The sequence below is a fragment of the Micromonospora lupini genome (assembly GCF_026342015.1).
Taxonomy (GTDB): Bacteria; Actinomycetota; Actinomycetes; order Mycobacteriales; family Micromonosporaceae; genus Micromonospora; species Micromonospora lupini_B.
Map to the genome: position 1 here is coordinate 301,957 of NZ_JAPENL010000003.1, position 16,700 is coordinate 318,656.

Below are 16,700 nucleotides of genomic sequence, written 5' to 3' on the forward strand. Positions count from 1 at the left end.
GCAACTCTAGACGGCCGTCCGAGCGCCGACGGACCCCTCGCGCGGGTAACCCAGGGGCGGTCCGCCGCCGCGCTGCCTATCCTTGGGCACGACATGCAGAATCCAGCCGCCTCCGCCGCGACCGACACCGTCCGCGAGCTGCACCGCCGCCTCACTCCCCTGATGTTCCGCGACCAACGCCGGCTTCAGCGGCGCCTCGACGGTGCCCGCAAGCTGCGCGACCCGCAGCGCCGGGAGGCGGCGCTGACCGAGATCACCGCCGAGCTGGCCCGGGCCGAGCAACGGCTGGCCACCCGCCGGGCGGCGGTGCCGGTGATCACGTACCCGGCCGGGTTGCCGGTCAGCGACCGCAAGGACGACATCGCCGCCGCGATCCGTGATCACCAGGTGGTGATCGTGGCCGGCGAGACCGGCTCCGGCAAGACCACCCAGATCCCCAAGATCTGCCTGGAGCTGGGGCGCGGCGTGCACGGCCTGATCGGGCACACCCAGCCCCGGCGGTTGGCCGCCCGGACGGTGGCCGACCGCATCGCCGACGAGCTGGGCACCGAACTGGGCGACGTGGTCGGCTACAAGGTGCGCTTCACCGACCAGGTCAGCGAGCGCAGCCTGGTGAAGCTGATGACCGACGGCATCCTGCTGGCCGAGTTGCAGACCGACCGGATGCTGCGCCAGTACGACACGCTGATCATCGACGAGGCGCACGAGCGCAGCCTCAACATCGACTTCATCCTCGGGTACCTGCGGGAGCTGCTGCCCCGCCGACCCGACCTCAAGGTGATCATCACCTCGGCGACCATCGAGACCGACCGCTTCGCCAGGCACTTCGCCGGCCCGCCCACCGCCGACGAGCCGCAGGGCGTGCCCGCGCCGGTGGTCGAGGTCTCCGGGCGCACCTACCCGGTGGAGGTGCGCTACCGGCCGCTTGTCGAGTTCGCCGAGGGCGAGGAGGACGGCGACGCCGACGAGGAGAACGTCCGCGACCAGGTCCAGGCGATCGGCGACGCCGTCGAGGAGCTGGCCGCCGAGGGCCCCGGCGACATCCTGGTCTTCCTCAGCGGCGAGCGGGAGATCCGCGACACCGCCGACGCGCTGGGCAAGCTGGTGCAGTCCAAGCGCTCGCTGCTCGGCACCGAGATCCTGCCGCTGTACGCGCGGCTGTCCAGCGCCGAGCAGCACCGGGTCTTCGCCGCGCACTCCTCGCGTCGGGTGGTGCTCGCCACAAACGTCGCGGAGACCTCGCTGACCGTGCCCGGCATCAAGTACGTGGTGGACCCGGGCACCGCTCGGATCTCCCGCTACTCCAGCCGGCTCAAGGTGCAGCGGCTGCCGATCGAGCCGGTCTCCCAGGCGTCGGCCAACCAGCGCAAGGGCCGCTGTGGGCGTACCTCGGACGGCATCTGCATCCGCCTCTACGACGAGCAGGACTTCCTGTCCCGGCCCGAGTTCACCGACCCGGAGATCCTGCGGACCAACCTGGCGTCGGTGATCCTCCAGATGACCGCGATCGGGCTGGGCGACCTGGCCGCGTTCCCGTTCATCGACCCGCCGGACAAGCGCAACATCACCGACGGCGTCAACCTGCTGCACGAGCTGGGCGCGCTGGACCCGACCGAGGCCGACCCGGCGAAGCGGCTCACCGCGCTGGGCCGTCGGCTGGCCCAGTTGCCTGTCGACCCACGCCTGGCCCGGATGGTGGTCGAGGGCGAACGCAACGGCTGCGCCACCGAGGTGCTGGTGATCGCCGCCGCGCTGTCCATCCAGGACCCGCGCGAGCGGCCGGCCGAGAAGCAGGCCCAGGCCGACCAGGCGCACGCCCGGTTCGCCGACAAGGAGTCGGACTTCGTCGCGTACCTCAACCTGTGGCGCTACCTGCGCGAGCAGCAGCGGGAGCTGTCGTCGAGCGCGTTCCGCCGGATGTGCAAGGCGGAGTACCTGAACTACCTGCGGATCCGCGAGTGGCAGGACATCGTCAGCCAGTTGCGTCAGGTGCTGCGTACCCCGCAGCAGGAGGGCGACCGGCGGGGTGGGCGGCCGGCGCGCGACACCGCGGACGACTCGGACGCCGGCCGGGGTGCGAGCCGCCGGGGCGGCGCGGACCTGCCGGAGGAGATCGACACCCCGAAGGTGCACCAGTCGCTGCTGCCCGGCCTGCTGTCGCACATCGGGCTCAAGGACGCCCAGAAACACGAGTACCTGGGGGCGCGGGGCGCGAAGTTCGGGATCTTCCCGGGGTCGGCGTTGTTCAAGAAGCCGCCGCGCTGGGTGATGGCCGCCGAGCTGGTGGAGACCTCCCGGCTGTGGGGTCGCATCGCCGGCCGGGTCGAGCCGGAGTGGGTCGAGCCCCTCGCGCAGCACCTGGTCAAGCGCAGCTACAGCGAGCCGCACTGGGAGAAGAAGCAGGCCGCGGTGATGGCCTACGAGAAGGTCACCCTGTACGGCATTCCCCTGGTCACCTCCCGCAAGGTCAACTTCGGGCGTGTCGACCCGGTCCTGAGCCGGGAGCTGTTCATCAGGCACGCCCTCGTCGAGGGCGACTGGCAGACCCACCACCAGTTCTGGGCGGACAACAAGCGACTGCTCGCCGAGATCGAGGAGCTGGAGAGCCGCGCCCGCCGCCGGGACATCCTTGTCGACGACGAGACCATCTTCGGCTTCTACGACCAGCGGATCCCCGCCGACGTCTCCTCCGGGCGGCACTTCGACAGCTGGTGGAAGAAGACCCGCCGGGACCAGCCCGACCTGCTCACCTTCACCCGCGACGTGCTTGTCAACGACGGCCGGCCCGGGGTGGACGAGAACGACTACCCGGACGAGTGGCAGGCCGACGGGGTGAGTCTGCCGCTCACCTACCGCTTCGAGCCGGGCACGCCGGACGACGGCGTCACAGTGGACATCCCGCTGCCGCTGCTCAACCAGGTGCCGCCGGAGAGCTTCGACTGGCAGGTGCCGGGGCTGCGCGAAGAGACGGTGATCGCGCTGATCCGAACGCTACCCAAGGCGATCCGCCGCAACTTCGTCCCGGTGCCGGACTACGCCCGCGCCGCGCTCGCCGCGATCACCCCGGGCGAGGAGGCGCTCCTGGACGCGCTCACCCGTGAGCTGCGCCGGATGACCGGAGTCACCGTGCCCCGCGACGCCTGGGAGCCGGGCAAGCTGCCGGCGCACCTGCGGGTGACCTTCCGGGTGCTCGGCGACGACGAGAAGCCTGTCGCCGAGGGCAAGGACCTGCCGACCCTGCAACGTCAACTCCGCCAGGAGGTACGCCAGGTGGTGGCGGCCGCCGCGCCGGAGATCGCCCGCACCGGGCTGCGGGAGTGGAGCATCGGCACGCTGCCACGGACCATCGAGCAGGTGCGCGCCGGCTACGCGGTGAACGCCTACCCGGCGCTCGTCGACGAGGGCGCCACGGTCGGGGTGAAAGTGTTCGACTCCCCCGCCGAGGCGGAGGCGGCGCACTGGGCCGGCACCCGCCGGCTGCTGCGGCTCACCGTCCCGTCCCCGGCACGGTTCCTCCAGGGGCGGCTCAGCAACGAGGCGAAGCTGGCGCTGAGCCGCAACCCGCACGGCGGCGTGCAGGACCTGATCGAGGACGCGGCCGGCGCCGCCATCGACAGGCTGATCGGCGACGCCGGCGGGCCGGCCTGGGACGCCAACGGGTTCGCGGCGCTGCGGGAGAAGGTCCGCGCCGACCTGGTCGACACAGTCGTCGAGGTGATGGACCGGGTCCGCCGGGTGCTCGCCGCCGCGTACGCCGTCGAACAGCGGCTCGGCGCCACCCGCAACCTCGCCGTGGTGGCCGCGCTCGCCGACATCCGCAAGCAGCTCGCCGGGCTGGTGCACGCCGGTTTCATCACCGAGACCGGGTACGCCCGCCTGCCCGACCTGCTGCGCTACCTCACCGCCATCGAGCGTCGACTGGACCGCCTGGGCGGCAACCCGCAGCGGGACCGCCAGCAACAGGACCGGATCGCTGTGGTGCAGAAGGAGTACGACGACCTGCTCGCCGCCCTGCCACCGGCCCGCCGACAGGCGACCGCCGTCCGGCAGATCCGCTGGATGATCGAGGAGTTGCGGGTGAACGTCTTCGCTCAGGCGCTGGGCACCCCGTACCCCGTCTCCGAGCAGCGGATCTACCGGGCGATGGACGACGCGGAGGGCCGTTGACCCGCCGGGTGGCGCGCGGGATGCGTCAGCGCGCCGGGATCGAGAGCCCTCGGGCGACCGGGACGCCACGCACCGACGTGGTGAGCGCCGCGCCGCGGGACTCCGCGGCGGTGGGCGTCCACCAGGCCTGGTTCTCCCGGTACCAGTCGAAGACCTCGCTGAGCCCGTCGGAGAACCGGATCCGCGGCTCGAAGCCGAGCTCCTCGGAGATCTTGCGGTAGTCCAGCGAGTACCGCTGGTCCTGCACCTTGCGGTCCGGCACGTGCCGGACCCGTTCCCAGCCGGCGCCGGCGAGCCGCAGGATCCGTTCGGCGAGCGCCCGGTTGGTCAGCTCGACGTCGCCGCCGATGTTGTAGACCTCGCCGGCGCGGCCCTTGGCCAGCACCAGCGCGATGGCCCGGCAGTGGTCGTCGACGTGCAACCACTCGCGCACGGCGCTGCCGTCGCCGTGCAGGGTGATGTCCTGGCCGGTGAGCAGGCTGGTGACGAAGCGGGGAATGACCTTCTCCACGTGCTGGTACGGCCCGTAGTTGTTGGCGCAGCGCGTGATGGAGACGTCCACGTCGTAGGTGCGCCAGTAGGAGCGGACCACGCAGTCGCTGGCCGCCTTCGACGCCGCGTACGGGGAGTTGGGCTCCAGCACGCAGGTCTCGGTCCAGGAGCCCTCGCTGATCGAGCCGTACACCTCGTCTGTGGAGACGTGCACGACCCGGCCGACACCACTGCGCGCGCAGGCGGCCAGCAGCAGGTGGGAGCCCATCACGTTGGTCTCGAAGAACGGGGCGGGGTCGTCGATGGACCTGTCGACGTGCGACTCGGCGGCGAAGTGCACCACCGCGTCGTGGCCGGGAACCACGTCCGCGAGCAACTGCGGGTCGCAGATGTCCCCGCGGACGAAGGTCAGGCGGGGGTGCGCGGCCGGCAGGTTGGCCCGATCACTGGCGTACGTCAGCTTGTCGATCACCGTGACGTCGCAGTGCTCGAACCCGGTGTAACCGCCACCGAGCAGACTGCGCGCGAAGTGTGAACCGATGAAGCCGGCACCACCGGTAACCAGGATCCTCATGTGTGGCCCTCCTGCCCGGCGCGACGCGCCCACCGACAAACTCCGCTGAGTTGAATGGGGCTTTTGCCCGCGCAAGAACCCACCTTAGGTGATCGTTATCGACACCGACGGTGATATTCCGGCGTTGCGCGCGTTTTACCCCAACGGGTCGGTAATCGGGCCCGATCAGCGGGCATCCACCCCCGGCGGGAGGTCGTCGCTGTCGATCGCGGACTGCACGTAGTCGAGCAGGATCCGCCGCAGTTCCCGGCCGGCGTGCGTCGGCACCACGTCCCGGCGGCGGGCCACGGCGATGGTCCGCCGCACCCCGGGGGGCGCCAGCGGCGTGATGCGTACGCCGGGCCGGCGGGCCAGCACGATGCCGGGCACCAGCGCGATACCGAGCCCCGCCTCGACGAAGCTGAGCACGGCGTCCATCTCACCGCCGTCCACCGCGAAGGTGGGTTCGAAGCCCGCCTCGCGGCACGCCTGGATGGTGGCGTCGCGCAGGTCGTAGCCCTCCCGGAACATCACCATCGGCTGGTCGCGCAGGTCGGTGATACGCAACTCCCCGGTGGGCGAAGCGGTCGGCACCTCACCCACCGAGGCCACCACCAGGCTCTCGCGCAGGATCGGATCGGCGCGCAGACCCGGGTCCGCGCCCTGGGCCGGCATGATGATCAGCGCCAGATCGAGATCCCCGCGGAGCAGGTTCCGGACGAGATCCTGGGAACCACCCTCCTCGACGCGCAGGTCGACTGTGGGATGCGCGTCGCGGAACCGGCGCAGCACCGGCGGGGCGAGCGAGGTGGCCAGGCTCGGGGTCGCGCCGAGCCGGACGCGTCCCCGCCGTAGCCCGACCAACTCGTGCACCTCCCGCGTCGCGGTCTCCACGTCGGCGAGGATCCGGGTCGCCAGCGGCAGGAGCACCTCGCCGGCCGCGGTGAGGGCGATGTTGCCCCTTATCCGCTCGAACAGCGGAGCGCCGAGGTCGGTCTCCAGGGCGTGAATTTGCTTACTCAGCGAGGGCTGCGTGATGCCCACGATGTCGGCGGCTTGGGTGAAATGTCGTACTTCGGCCACCGCAACGAAGTACCGGAGCTGATGGAGCTGCATCTACATAGCCTACGGCTATCAACGGTGCGAGTTTGATGCATTGGACGACTGATCGAAGTGCTCTTAGCGTCGGTCCCGTGGTAGTCACGAAAACTCGGTCGCCCATCCGCTCGAACGTCGGCCTCAAGGCCGTCATGGCGGTGACGGGCATCCTGCTGGTGCTGTTCCTCGTCGTTCACATGCTGGGGAACCTGAAGATCTTCACGGGGGAGACCTCGTTCGACCACTACGCGCACTGGCTGCGCGACATCGGCACGCCACTGCTGCCCCACACCTGGTACCTGTGGATCCAGCGCACCGTGCTCACCGTCGCCGTGGTGGCCCACATCGTCGCCGCCACAGTGCTGGCCCGGCGCGCACGCGCCGCCCGCCCGGTGAAGTACGCCCACCGCAAGAAGGTCCGGGGCAGCTACGCGGCCCGCACCATGCGCTGGGGTGGCGTGATCATCCTGCTCTTCGTGATCTACCACATCCTGGACCTGACCACCGGTCACCTGAACCCGCAGGGCGACGCCAGCAACCCGTACGGCAACGTCGTCGCCGACTTCGCGCCGGAGCGCTGGTACGTCACGCTCTTCTACACCCTGGCGATCGTCACGGTGGGCTTCCACCTGCGCCACGGCGCGTTCAGCGCGTTCCGCAGCCTCGGCCAGCAGACGCCCCGGGGCGAGCGCCGGGCGCGCGCCGGCGCGCTCGTCCTCGCCGTGGCGCTCTGCGCCGGATACCTGGTGGTCCCGTTCGCCGTTCTCACCGGATTGGTGTCCTGACATGGAACTCTTCACCGAGGGCGACCCGATCGCCGACACGAAGGCTCCCGCCGGCCCGGTCGAGAAGCGCTGGGAGACCCGCCGCTTCGAGGCCAAGCTGGTCAACCCGGCCAACCGCCGCAAGATGACGGTGATCGTGGTCGGCACCGGCCTGGCCGGCGGCTCGGCCGCGGCGACGCTTGCCGAGCAGGGCTACCACGTCAAGTCCTACTGCTACCAGGACAGCCCGCGCCGCGCGCACTCCATCGCGGCGCAGGGCGGCATCAACGCGGCGAAGAACTACCGCAACGACGGCGACTCGGTGCACCGGCTGTTCTACGACACCGTCAAGGGCGGCGACTTCCGCTCCCGCGAGTCGAACGTGCACCGCCTGGCCGAGGTGTCGGTGAACATCATCGACCAGTGCGTCGCCCAGGGCGTGCCGTTCGCCCGCGAGTACGGCGGTCTGCTGGACACCCGCTCCTTCGGTGGCGCCCAGGTGCAGCGCACCTTCTACGCCCGGGGCCAGACGGGCCAGCAACTGCTGCTCGGCGCGTACCAGGCCCTGGAGCGGCAGATCGGCCTGGGCAACGTGGAGATGAACGCCAGGCACGAGATGCTGGAACTGGTCATCGTCGACGGCAAGGCCCGCGGCATCGTCGTCCGGGACCTGGTCACCGGCGAGATCAGCACCGAGATGGCCGACGCGGTCGTGCTCGCCTCCGGCGGCTACGGCAACGTCTTCTACCTCTCCACGAACGCCAAGGGCTGCAACGTCACCGCCACCTGGCGGGCGCACCGCAAGGGCGCGTACTTCGCCAACCCCTGCTACACGCAGATCCACCCGACCTGCATCCCCGTCTCCGGCGACCACCAGTCGAAGTTGACCCTGATGAGCGAGTCGCTGCGCAACGACGGCCGGGTCTGGGTGCCGAAGACCAAGGGCGACGACCGCAACCCGCGCGACATTCCGGAAGACGAGCGGGACTACTACCTGGAGCGGATCTACCCCTCCTTCGGCAACCTGGTCCCCCGTGACATCGCCTCCCGCGCCGCGAAGAACGTCTGCGACGAGGGCCGGGGCGTCGGGCCGACCAAGCTCGGCGTCTACCTCGACTTCGCCGACGCGATCGGCCGGCTGGGCCGCAAGGCCATCGAGGCCAAGTACGGCAACCTCTTCGAGATGTACGAGCGCATCACCGGCGAGGACCCGTACGAGGTGCCGATGCGCATCTACCCCGCCGTGCACTACACGATGGGCGGCCTCTGGGTCGACTACGACCTCCAGTCGAGCATCCCCGGCCTGTTCGTGATCGGCGAGGCGAACTTCTCCGACCACGGCGCCAACCGCCTCGGCGCCTCGGCGCTCATGCAGGGCCTGGCCGACGGCTACTTCGTGCTGCCCACCACGATCGCCAACTACCTGGCCTCGGGCGGTTTGGAGAAGGTCGACGCCAGCCACCCGGCGGCGGTCGAGGCGCGTACCGACGTCGAGGACCGCATCCAGCGGCTGCTGGCGGTGAACGGCGACCGGACCGTGGACTCGTTCCACCGCGAGCTGGGCCAGATCATGTGGGAACACTGCGGCATGGAGCGCAGCGAGGCAGGGCTGCGCAAGGCGATCGACGAGATCCGTGCCCTGCGCGAGCAGTTCTGGCAGCGGGTCAAGGTGTCCGGCACCGGCGAGGAGCTCAACCAGTCGCTGGAGAAGGCCGGCCGGGTGGCCGACTTCTTCGAGCTGGCCGAGCTGATGTGCGTCGACGCCCTGCACCGCGAGGAGTCCTGCGGTGGGCACTTCCGGGCCGAACACCAGACCCCCGACGGCGAGGCGCAGCGCGACGACGACCGGTTCGCGTACGTGGCGGCCTGGGAGTTCACCGCCACCGGTGAGCCCTCGGTGCTGCACAAGGAAGACCTGAAGTTCGAATACGTCCACCCCACGCAGCGGAGCTACAAGTGAACCTGACCCTGCGCATCTGGCGCCAGAAGGGCCCCGAGGACAAGGGTCGGATGGTGACCTACCCGGTCGACGACGTGTCCCCGGACATGTCGTTCCTGGAGATGCTCGACGTGCTCAACGAGCGGTTGATCCTCGCCGGCGAGGACCCGGTGGCGTTCGACCACGACTGCCGCGAGGGCATCTGCGGCATGTGCGGCCTGATGATCAACGGCGACGCGCACGGGCCGCAGCGCGGCACCACCGCGTGCCAACTGCACATGCGGCAGTTCACCGACGGCGAGACGATCGACATCGAACCGTGGCGGGCCAGCGCCTTCCCGGTCATCAAGGACCTGGTGGTCAACAGGGGCGCCTTCGACACGATCATCGCCGCCGGTGGCTACATCACCGCCCCGACCGGCAGCGCGCCCGAGGCGCACTCCACCCCGGTCGCCAAGGCCAACGCGGACGCCGCCTTCGAGTCGGCGGCCTGCATCGGCTGCGGCGCCTGCGTGGCGGCCTGCCCGAACGGCTCCGGCATGCTCTTCACCGCCGCCAAGCTCACCCAGCTCTCGCTGCTGCCTCAGGGCCAGCCGGAGCGCTACACCCGCGTGATCGGCATGGTCGACGCGCACGACGAGGCCGGCTTCGGTGGCTGCACGAACGCCGGCGAGTGCACGGTGGCCTGCCCGAAGGGCATCCCGCTGAACACCATCGGCCGCCTCAACCGCGACTACCTCGCGGCGACCACGAAGGGCGCCGGCAACACCCCCGGCGCCTGACACCACCGCCTCATCCGGACCGCCGTAGCCCGCCTCGGGCTACGGCGGTCCGGTCTGTGCCCACGGTGGCGGGTTGCGGCCGGCTCTTTGCCCGCAGTGACGGGTTGGGGCGACCGTCCCCGGCTGGTCTTTGCCCGCGGTGACGGGTTGCGGCCGGTCTTTGCCCGCGGTGACGGGTTGCGGCGACCGTCCCCGGCTGGTCATTGCCCGCGGTGACGGGTTGCGGCTGGTCATTGCCCACGGTGACGGGTTGCGGCGACCGTCCCCGGCTGGTCATTGCCCACGGTGGCGGGTTGCGGCGGCGGTCCCCGGCTGGTCATTGCCCGCGGTGACGGGTTGCGGCGACCGTCCCCGGCTCCGGGCGGTCAGGCTTGATCCCTCCGCCGAGGACGGTCGCCCCAACCCGGACCCTGGTCACCGTGCGTCCCCCCGTTGCGCTCCCGCTGGGGTACGCCGGTGGTGTCCGACCGCCGATGCGCCGCGCATCCCGGTCCCCCTGCGATCGACTCGCCAGCCCAAGCCGGCGCGAGCCCAGCCCAAGCCCGAACCTCACCCCAAGCCCAGCCCAAGCCCGAACCCCAGCCCAGCCCAGCCCAGCCCAGGCTCGAACCCCAGCCCAGCCCAGCCCAGCCCAGCCCAGCCGGTTGCATGATCGACTTCATATCGCCGACATGGCGGGATCCTCTTGTTGGGAAACCGCCATGTCGGCGACACGGAGTCGATCATGCGGTCGTGTGACTGGACGCCGCACCGAGAAGCGGTCGTAAGGTGCCAATCGATCCACCGGGCTCTGCACAGGCGGCCGCAAAGGCATGATCCACTCAGGTTCCATGAAGTCGGCCTGTCCCAACGCCCCGGATACCGCGACTTCAATGAAGACGAGTCGATCAAGCGGACGCCACCACACGGCACCCGCCAACAGTGCGGCCCAGGCGGTACCGCAGCGAATGAGCGCACAGGCAGAGCCAACCACGGACAGATGCCGGCCACGGACCGACCAGCCACGGACCGACCAGCCACGGACCGAGACCCAGCCACGGACCGACCAGCCACGGACCGAGACCCAGCCACGGACCGACCAGCCACGGACCGAGACCCAGCCACGGACCGACCAGCCACGGGCTGGGGGCGACCGTGCCCGGCGGAGGAATCAAGCCTGACCGCCCGGAGCCGGGGACGGTCGCCCCCAGCCCCAACCGCAACCACCGCCAAACCGAGCCAAGCGACAAAGACCGAGACCACCAGGCCGAGACCCCCGGGCCTAGACCACCGGGCCTAGACCCCCAGGTCCAGACCAACAGGCCCAGACCCCCAGGCCCAGACCAACAGGCCGAGACCAACAGGCCCAGACCAACAGGCCGAGACCACCAGGCCCAGACGCCACCGGAGCGGAGTCGGTTCAACTGCTCCTTCCCGGGTAGCAAGTCAGGCAGGACCGAGGGAGGGCAACCGGACATGAAGGCGTTGACCTGGCAGGGGAAGCGGGACGTACGGGTCGAGGAGGTGCCGGATCCCCGGATCGAGGCACCCACCGACGCGATCGTCAAGATCACATCCACGGCGATCTGCGGCTCGGATCTGCACCTGTACGAGGTGTTGGGGCCGTACCTGAAGCCCGGCGACGTCCTGGGCCACGAGCCGATGGGCATCGTCGAGGAGGTCGGATCGGAGGTGACCGGGCTCAGGCCCGGTGACCGGGTGGTGGTGCCGTTCAACATCTCGTGCGGCAGTTGCTGGATGTGCCGCCACCAGCTCTACGCCCAGTGTGAGACGACCCAGGTGACAAGCGAGGGCAAGGGCGCGGCGCTGTTCGGCTACACCTCGCTCTACGGTTCGGTGCCCGGCGGCCAGGCCGAGTACCTGCGCGTACCGCAGGCCCACTTCGGACCGATCAAGATTCCCGAGACCGGCGCCGACGAGCGGTACCTCTATCTCTCCGACATCCTGCCCACCGCCTGGCAGGCGGTGAAGTACGCGGACACGCCCCCCGGCGGCACCCTTGCCGTCTTCGGGCTGGGCCCGGTCGGTCAGTTCTGTGCCCGCATCGGTCGCCACCTCGGCGCGGGGCGGGTGATCGGGCTGGATCTGGTGCCCGAGCGGCTGGAGCTGGCCCGGCGGCACGGCATCGAGGTGCTCGACGTCCGCGAGTTGTCAGACGTGCCGGGCGCGCTGATCGACCTGGTCGACGGGCGGGGGCCGGACGCCGTCATCGACGCGGTGGGCATGGAGGCGCACGGCTCGCCGGGCGGCAAACTGGCCCACGCGGCCGTGGGGCTGCTGCCGGACAAGCTTGCCCGGACGATGACCGACAAGGCGGCCATGGACCGGCTCTCGGTCCTGCACGCGGCGGTCAAGGCGGTCCGTCGCGGCGGCACCGTGTCGATCTCCGGCGTCTACGGCGGCGAGGTGGATCCGATGCCGATGATGGAGATGTTCGACAGGGGCATCCAGTTGCGCATGGGGCAATGCCACGTGCGCCGGTGGACCGACGAGATCCTGCCGCTGCTCTCCGGCGACGACGACCCCCTGGGCGTGGAGGATCTGCGTACCCACAGACTGCCGCTGAGCGAGGCGCCGCGGGCGTACGACATGTTTCAGAAGAAGGAGGACGGCTGCATCAAGGTCGTGCTCGCACCGTGAGTCGGGTGGTGGTGATCGCCGGCGCGACCAGCGGGATCGGCGCTCGCGGCCCGCGCGCCGCAGACCCTCGCTGAACGTGCTGCTGCTCACAGTGCTGCCGGGCGTCTATGACGTGCTCGTCGGGCCGTTGATGCGACTGGCCGGCCTGAGCGGTCGGCCGGTCGGGGCGCACGACGGCACGGTGTTCGCGCCGAACCCGGCAGGTGAGGCGGTCCGTGGCGGCCATCTGCCCGACCTGCGGCAGCTCGTGTCCCGACCGGCCGGGGCGGTCGGCGCCGCGCTGCGTCGACGGCTCGGCTGACCTGTTCGGGACTGTTCGGGACAGCAGGGGGCCACTGTGGACCGATCAACTCGCCTAGGGTGGTGGGCCGGCAAGCGCTCCGGCGCCCCACGACGGGAGAGACGATTGACCATCCGACTGAACCGCAGGACGGCACTCGGGCTGGGGACGGTGGCCACCGCCGGCACAGTGCTCGGCGCGGCCACCCCGGCCAGCGCCGCGGCGAACACCGAGGAGACCCCGACCACCCCGGCCCGGGCCGCCAGTCGGGTCGCCAGCGTCTTCGACAGGTACCGCACCGAGGCCGGTGGTAACTGGCAGGCGTACGTCAGCGTGGCCGACCCGGCGGGCCCGCCTGTCGTCGCGGTGGCGGCCGACGAGGACCGCCGGATCGAGGCGTACAGCGTCAACAAGATCGCGGTGGCCACCGCGGTGCTGGACAAGGTCGACCGAGGGCTGCTGACGCTCGACCAGCGGGTCGACGTGACCGCCGCGATCGTCGTGCCGGGCGGCGACGGCATCTTCAGCCTGGACGGCGCGTACCCGAGCAGCGTGACCCTCGGGCACGTGCTGGCCAACCTGCTGACCGTCTCGGACGACACGGCGGTGCGGCTGTGCGGGCTGGTCGCGCCGGCCGCCGAGATCAACTCGATCCTGGTCGCGAAGGGCTTCCCGAACACCCAGGTCGAGCCGGTGGCCAACCCGAACCGGTTCTTCCTCGGCACGAGCACCCCTCGGGAGACGCATGACCTGCTGCGCGCCCTGGTCGCCGGCACGCTGCTCTCGCCGGCCTCGACGACGCACCTGCTCGGGCTGCTGCGTTCCCCGGTGGCCTTCACCGACGGCATCCGGCGCACCATGTCCTCGGACGAGCGGGCCCGCATCGCCACCAAGGCCGGCTGGTTCGCCGACGCCCGGCACGAGGCCGGAGTGATCTTCGACCGGTCCGGTGCGGCGGTGCTCACCTACGCGCTGTTCGCCGACGGACAGGCCGACCCGGACAACTTCGGCGCGACCCACCCGGCGGTGCAGGCCCGGGCCGCCATGGGTCCGAAGTTCCTGGCGGCGGTGGACCGGATCGCGGGCACGGGCAAGACGTTCCGGATCACCGCCCGACGCCCCAGCAACGGCGGCTGACCCCGCTCCCGGGCCGGTCGTCGGAGGACGGCCGGCCCGGCGCGGGCCACCGCCGGAGCGGGAACCGCGACGGGGAACTACCGTGTAGTGCGGGACACGGCGGAGGGACGGCGATGGCGCCAGCGAAACGCACGGACGGGCAACTGACGCTCGGGCGACGGATGCGAGGAACGGCAGGGCTGGCCGCGCTGGCCGGCCTGGCGTGGGTGGCCCGGGACGTGCCGGCGGCGCTCGGCGGTCGGCTCGCCGGCGCCCGCGCCGAGCGGGCGGCCCGCTCGCCGCAGTTCCGCGACGGCACCTTCCACAATCAGGCCGACACCCGCACGATGACCGCCGAGCCGGGTCGCAACCTGGTCCGCGAGCTGATCTTCGGCAAGCAGAAGCGTCGGCCGACCGCGCCCGTGCCGCTGCTGCGCCCCAGCACGCCGGCCGCCGCCGACACCGCAGGCGAGCTGAACATCATCTGGTACGGCCACGCCTCGGCGCTCATCGAGATCGAGGGTCGGCGGGTGCTGCTCGACCCGGTGTGGAGTGACCGCTGTTCCCCGTCCGGCCTGGTCGGCCCCCGCCGACTGCACGAGCCTCCGGTACGCCTGGACGAGCTCCCCCCGCTGGACGCCATCCTGATCTCGCACGACCACTACGACCACCTGGACATGCCCACCGTGCGGGCGCTTGTGGCCGGGCAGTCGGCACCGTTCGTGGTGCCGCTCGGCGTGGGTGCCCACCTGGACCGCTGGGGTGTGCCCGCCGAGCGGATCATCGAGCTGGACTGGTCCGAGTGCCACCGGGTCGACGGGCTGGAGATCACCGCCACCGCCGCCCAGCACTTCTCCGGCCGGGGGCTGCGCCGCGACGGCACGCTCTGGAGTTCCTGGGTGGTCGCCGGAGCCCGGCGCAAGGTCTTCTACACAGGCGACTCCGGCTACTTCGCCGGGTACGCGGCGATCGGCGCCGAGCACGGCCCGTTCGACGTGACGTTGATGCAGATCGGCGCGTACGACCGGGCGTGGCCGACAATCCACATGTTCCCGGAGGAGGCGGTCGACGCCCACCTGGACCTGCGCGGCGGGCTGTTCATCCCGGTGCACTGGGCGACGTTCAACCTGGCGCTGCACGACTGGTCCGAGCCGGTCGACCGGCTCTGGGCGGAGGCCAAGGCCCGTGACGTCCGGCTGGCCGTGCCCCGCCCCGGCGAGCGGGTGGTGGTCGACGATCCGCCCGCCGTCGACGGCTGGTGGCAGTCAGTCGCCTGACGTCCTCGGGCCGGCGCGGGCACGCCTGACGGTCGGGTCAGAGCACGAAGGCGTCGGTCCACAGCGCGCCGGAGCGGCCGGAGAGCGCGTCCAGCATGGCCACCGCCTGCCCGTCGGTGAGCTGCGCCACGAAGTCCACGATGGCGCGGCCCCGCGCGCGGCCGATCCGGTGCGGCGTGCGCGGGTGCAGCTCCGCCTCGGCCAGCTCGACGAGGTCGTGCAGCCGGCGGGGCAGCCGGGATTCCTCCTCCGGGTCGAGCAGCCACTCCCACAGGGCCTCCACCAGGGTGCCCAGCAGCCGGGCCTGACCACGCTGGTGCAGGGCCAGGTCGGGGCGGGCCAGCACGAACCGGTGGTGGACGAACTTGAGCACCTGCACCTCGTGCCACTGGGCGCAGCCGAGCAGCACGTACCCGGAGCGCACCGACGGCTTGTCGGTCATCGTGATCGCCTCGACGAAGCGGGTGGACCAGCGGGCGGAGAACCGCGACACGTACTGCTCCGCCTCGATCGAGCCGTCGAACGGCATCGCCAGCAGACCGTCCACCAGCTCCTCGCGGACGTGCTCGACGGCGGCGGCGAACGCGTCGTCGTCGGCGATCCAGGCGTCCTTGTGGTGCAGCTGGCGGCGTAGCCGTTCGATCGCCGCGCCGGGCCGTCGGGAGGCGGTGGCCAACGCCGCGTCGGTGATCGCCCGGAAGTGCCCGCTCTCGCGCTGCCAGGCCATCAGCTCGGCCGACACCGCCCCCTGCTGGAGCACCCCGACCCGGTAGAAGTCCTCGACGTCGTGGATGGCGTACGCGATGTCGTCGGCGGTGTCCATGACGGACGCCTCCACGGTCTGCTGCCAGTCCGGGATGCGGCCGGCGAACGGCTCCCGGGCTTGGCGCAGGTCGTCCAGCTCGGTCCGGTACGCCCCGAACTTCGACGAGCCGCTCTCCGGGTCGTCCGGCGGCGGGGTGGCGCCGCGGGGCGGCGGGTCGAGCAGGCGCGGGTGCGGGTCGGGGTAGTCCAGCCGCGTCCACGGGTACTTCAGCATCGCCGCGCGGACCGCGGCGGTCAGGTCCAGCCCGGTGGTGGCCGCGCCCCTGATCTCGGTGCTCGTGACGATCCGGTACGACTGCGCGTTGCCCTCGAAACCGTCGGCGAGGCCGAGACGCTGGCGGGCGAGCCGGTCGAGGACCCGCTCGCCCAGATGCCCGAACGGCGGGTGACCGAGGTCGTGGGCGAGCGCCGCGGCCTCCACCACGTCGGGGTCGCAGCCGCCGAGCTTGTCCAGCAGGCCGCGCCACCGGTCGTCGGCAGTCAGGCGCTCGGCGATGGCCCGGGCCACCTGGGCGACCTTCAGGCTGTGGGTGAGCCGGTTGTGCACCAGCAGCCCGGAGCCGACCGGGCTGATCACCTGGGTGACGCCGCCGAGGCGGGCGAAGAACGGCGAGCCGACGATCCGGTCCCGGTCGGCGCGGAACGGGTTGGCCGTGAGGTCGCCGAGGGCGCGGGCGCTGCCGCCGAAGAGCCGCCGGGCGCGCGGCTCCGCAGGTGATTCCATGATCGCCACGCTAGCGCAGGCCCACCGGGGGCCGTCGGCGGAT

Annotated in this window: 11 protein-coding genes; 8 read left to right on the forward strand and 3 right to left on the reverse strand. The window is 71.3% G+C overall.

Annotation, left to right across the window (positions count from 1 at the left end; translation table 11 throughout):
* Positions 1–93 precede the first annotated feature (93 nt).
* Positions 94–4,167 (forward strand): ATP-dependent RNA helicase HrpA, encoded by a 4,074-nt coding sequence (hrpA, locus tag OOJ91_RS29545; RefSeq protein WP_266250118.1) that lies wholly within the window; start codon positions 94–96, stop codon positions 4,165–4,167.
* A 25-nt stretch (positions 4,168–4,192) separates the two neighbouring features.
* Here hrpA and rfbB read toward each other — a convergent pair whose 3' ends face one another.
* A complete protein-coding gene (rfbB, locus tag OOJ91_RS29550; protein ID WP_266250119.1) occupies positions 4,193–5,233 on the reverse strand; it encodes a dTDP-glucose 4,6-dehydratase in 1,041 nt (346 codons plus the stop codon).
* A 165-nt stretch (positions 5,234–5,398) separates the two neighbouring features.
* Positions 5,399–6,328 (reverse strand): LysR family transcriptional regulator, encoded by a 930-nt coding sequence (locus OOJ91_RS29555; protein ID WP_266250120.1) that lies wholly within the window; start codon positions 6,326–6,328, stop codon positions 5,399–5,401.
* Between the two features lie 35 nt (positions 6,329–6,363).
* On the opposite strand from OOJ91_RS29555, the gene OOJ91_RS29560 reads away from it, so the two are divergent.
* From OOJ91_RS29560 to OOJ91_RS29590, 7 genes are all read left to right on the forward strand, one after another.
* Positions 6,364–7,095: a succinate dehydrogenase cytochrome b subunit gene (locus OOJ91_RS29560; RefSeq protein WP_266250121.1), complete on the forward strand. Its 732-nt coding sequence runs from the start codon at positions 6,364–6,366 to the stop codon at positions 7,093–7,095.
* Between the two features lies 1 nt (position 7,096).
* Complete coding sequence (locus OOJ91_RS29565) at positions 7,097–9,034, forward strand: fumarate reductase/succinate dehydrogenase flavoprotein subunit (RefSeq protein ID WP_266250122.1); 1,938 nt, start codon at positions 7,097–7,099, stop codon at positions 9,032–9,034.
* Positions 9,031–9,795, forward strand: coding sequence for a succinate dehydrogenase/fumarate reductase iron-sulfur subunit (locus OOJ91_RS29570; RefSeq protein ID WP_266250123.1), 765 nt, complete (start codon positions 9,031–9,033; stop codon positions 9,793–9,795). The genes OOJ91_RS29565 and OOJ91_RS29570 overlap by 4 nt, the downstream gene beginning before the upstream one ends.
* Before the next feature lie 1,455 nt (positions 9,796–11,250).
* On the forward strand, positions 11,251–12,435 hold the full coding sequence (locus OOJ91_RS29575; protein WP_266250124.1) for a zinc-dependent alcohol dehydrogenase: 1,185 nt from the start codon (positions 11,251–11,253) through the stop codon (positions 12,433–12,435).
* Between the two features lie 76 nt (positions 12,436–12,511).
* Positions 12,512–12,736 (forward strand): hypothetical protein, encoded by a 225-nt coding sequence (locus tag OOJ91_RS29580; protein WP_266250125.1) that lies wholly within the window; start codon positions 12,512–12,514, stop codon positions 12,734–12,736.
* Positions 12,737–12,841: 105 nt separating this feature from the next.
* Positions 12,842–13,852, forward strand: coding sequence for a serine hydrolase (locus tag OOJ91_RS29585; RefSeq protein WP_266250126.1), 1,011 nt, complete (start codon positions 12,842–12,844; stop codon positions 13,850–13,852).
* A 113-nt stretch (positions 13,853–13,965) separates the two neighbouring features.
* Entirely contained in the window at positions 13,966–15,108 is a 1,143-nt protein-coding gene (locus OOJ91_RS29590; protein WP_266250127.1) for an MBL fold metallo-hydrolase, read from the forward strand.
* Positions 15,109–15,145: 37 nt separating this feature from the next.
* On the opposite strand, the gene OOJ91_RS29595 is transcribed toward OOJ91_RS29590, so the two are convergent.
* A complete protein-coding gene (locus OOJ91_RS29595; protein ID WP_266250128.1) occupies positions 15,146–16,657 on the reverse strand; it encodes a deoxyguanosinetriphosphate triphosphohydrolase family protein in 1,512 nt (503 codons plus the stop codon).
* Positions 16,658–16,700: the final 43 nt, after the last annotated feature.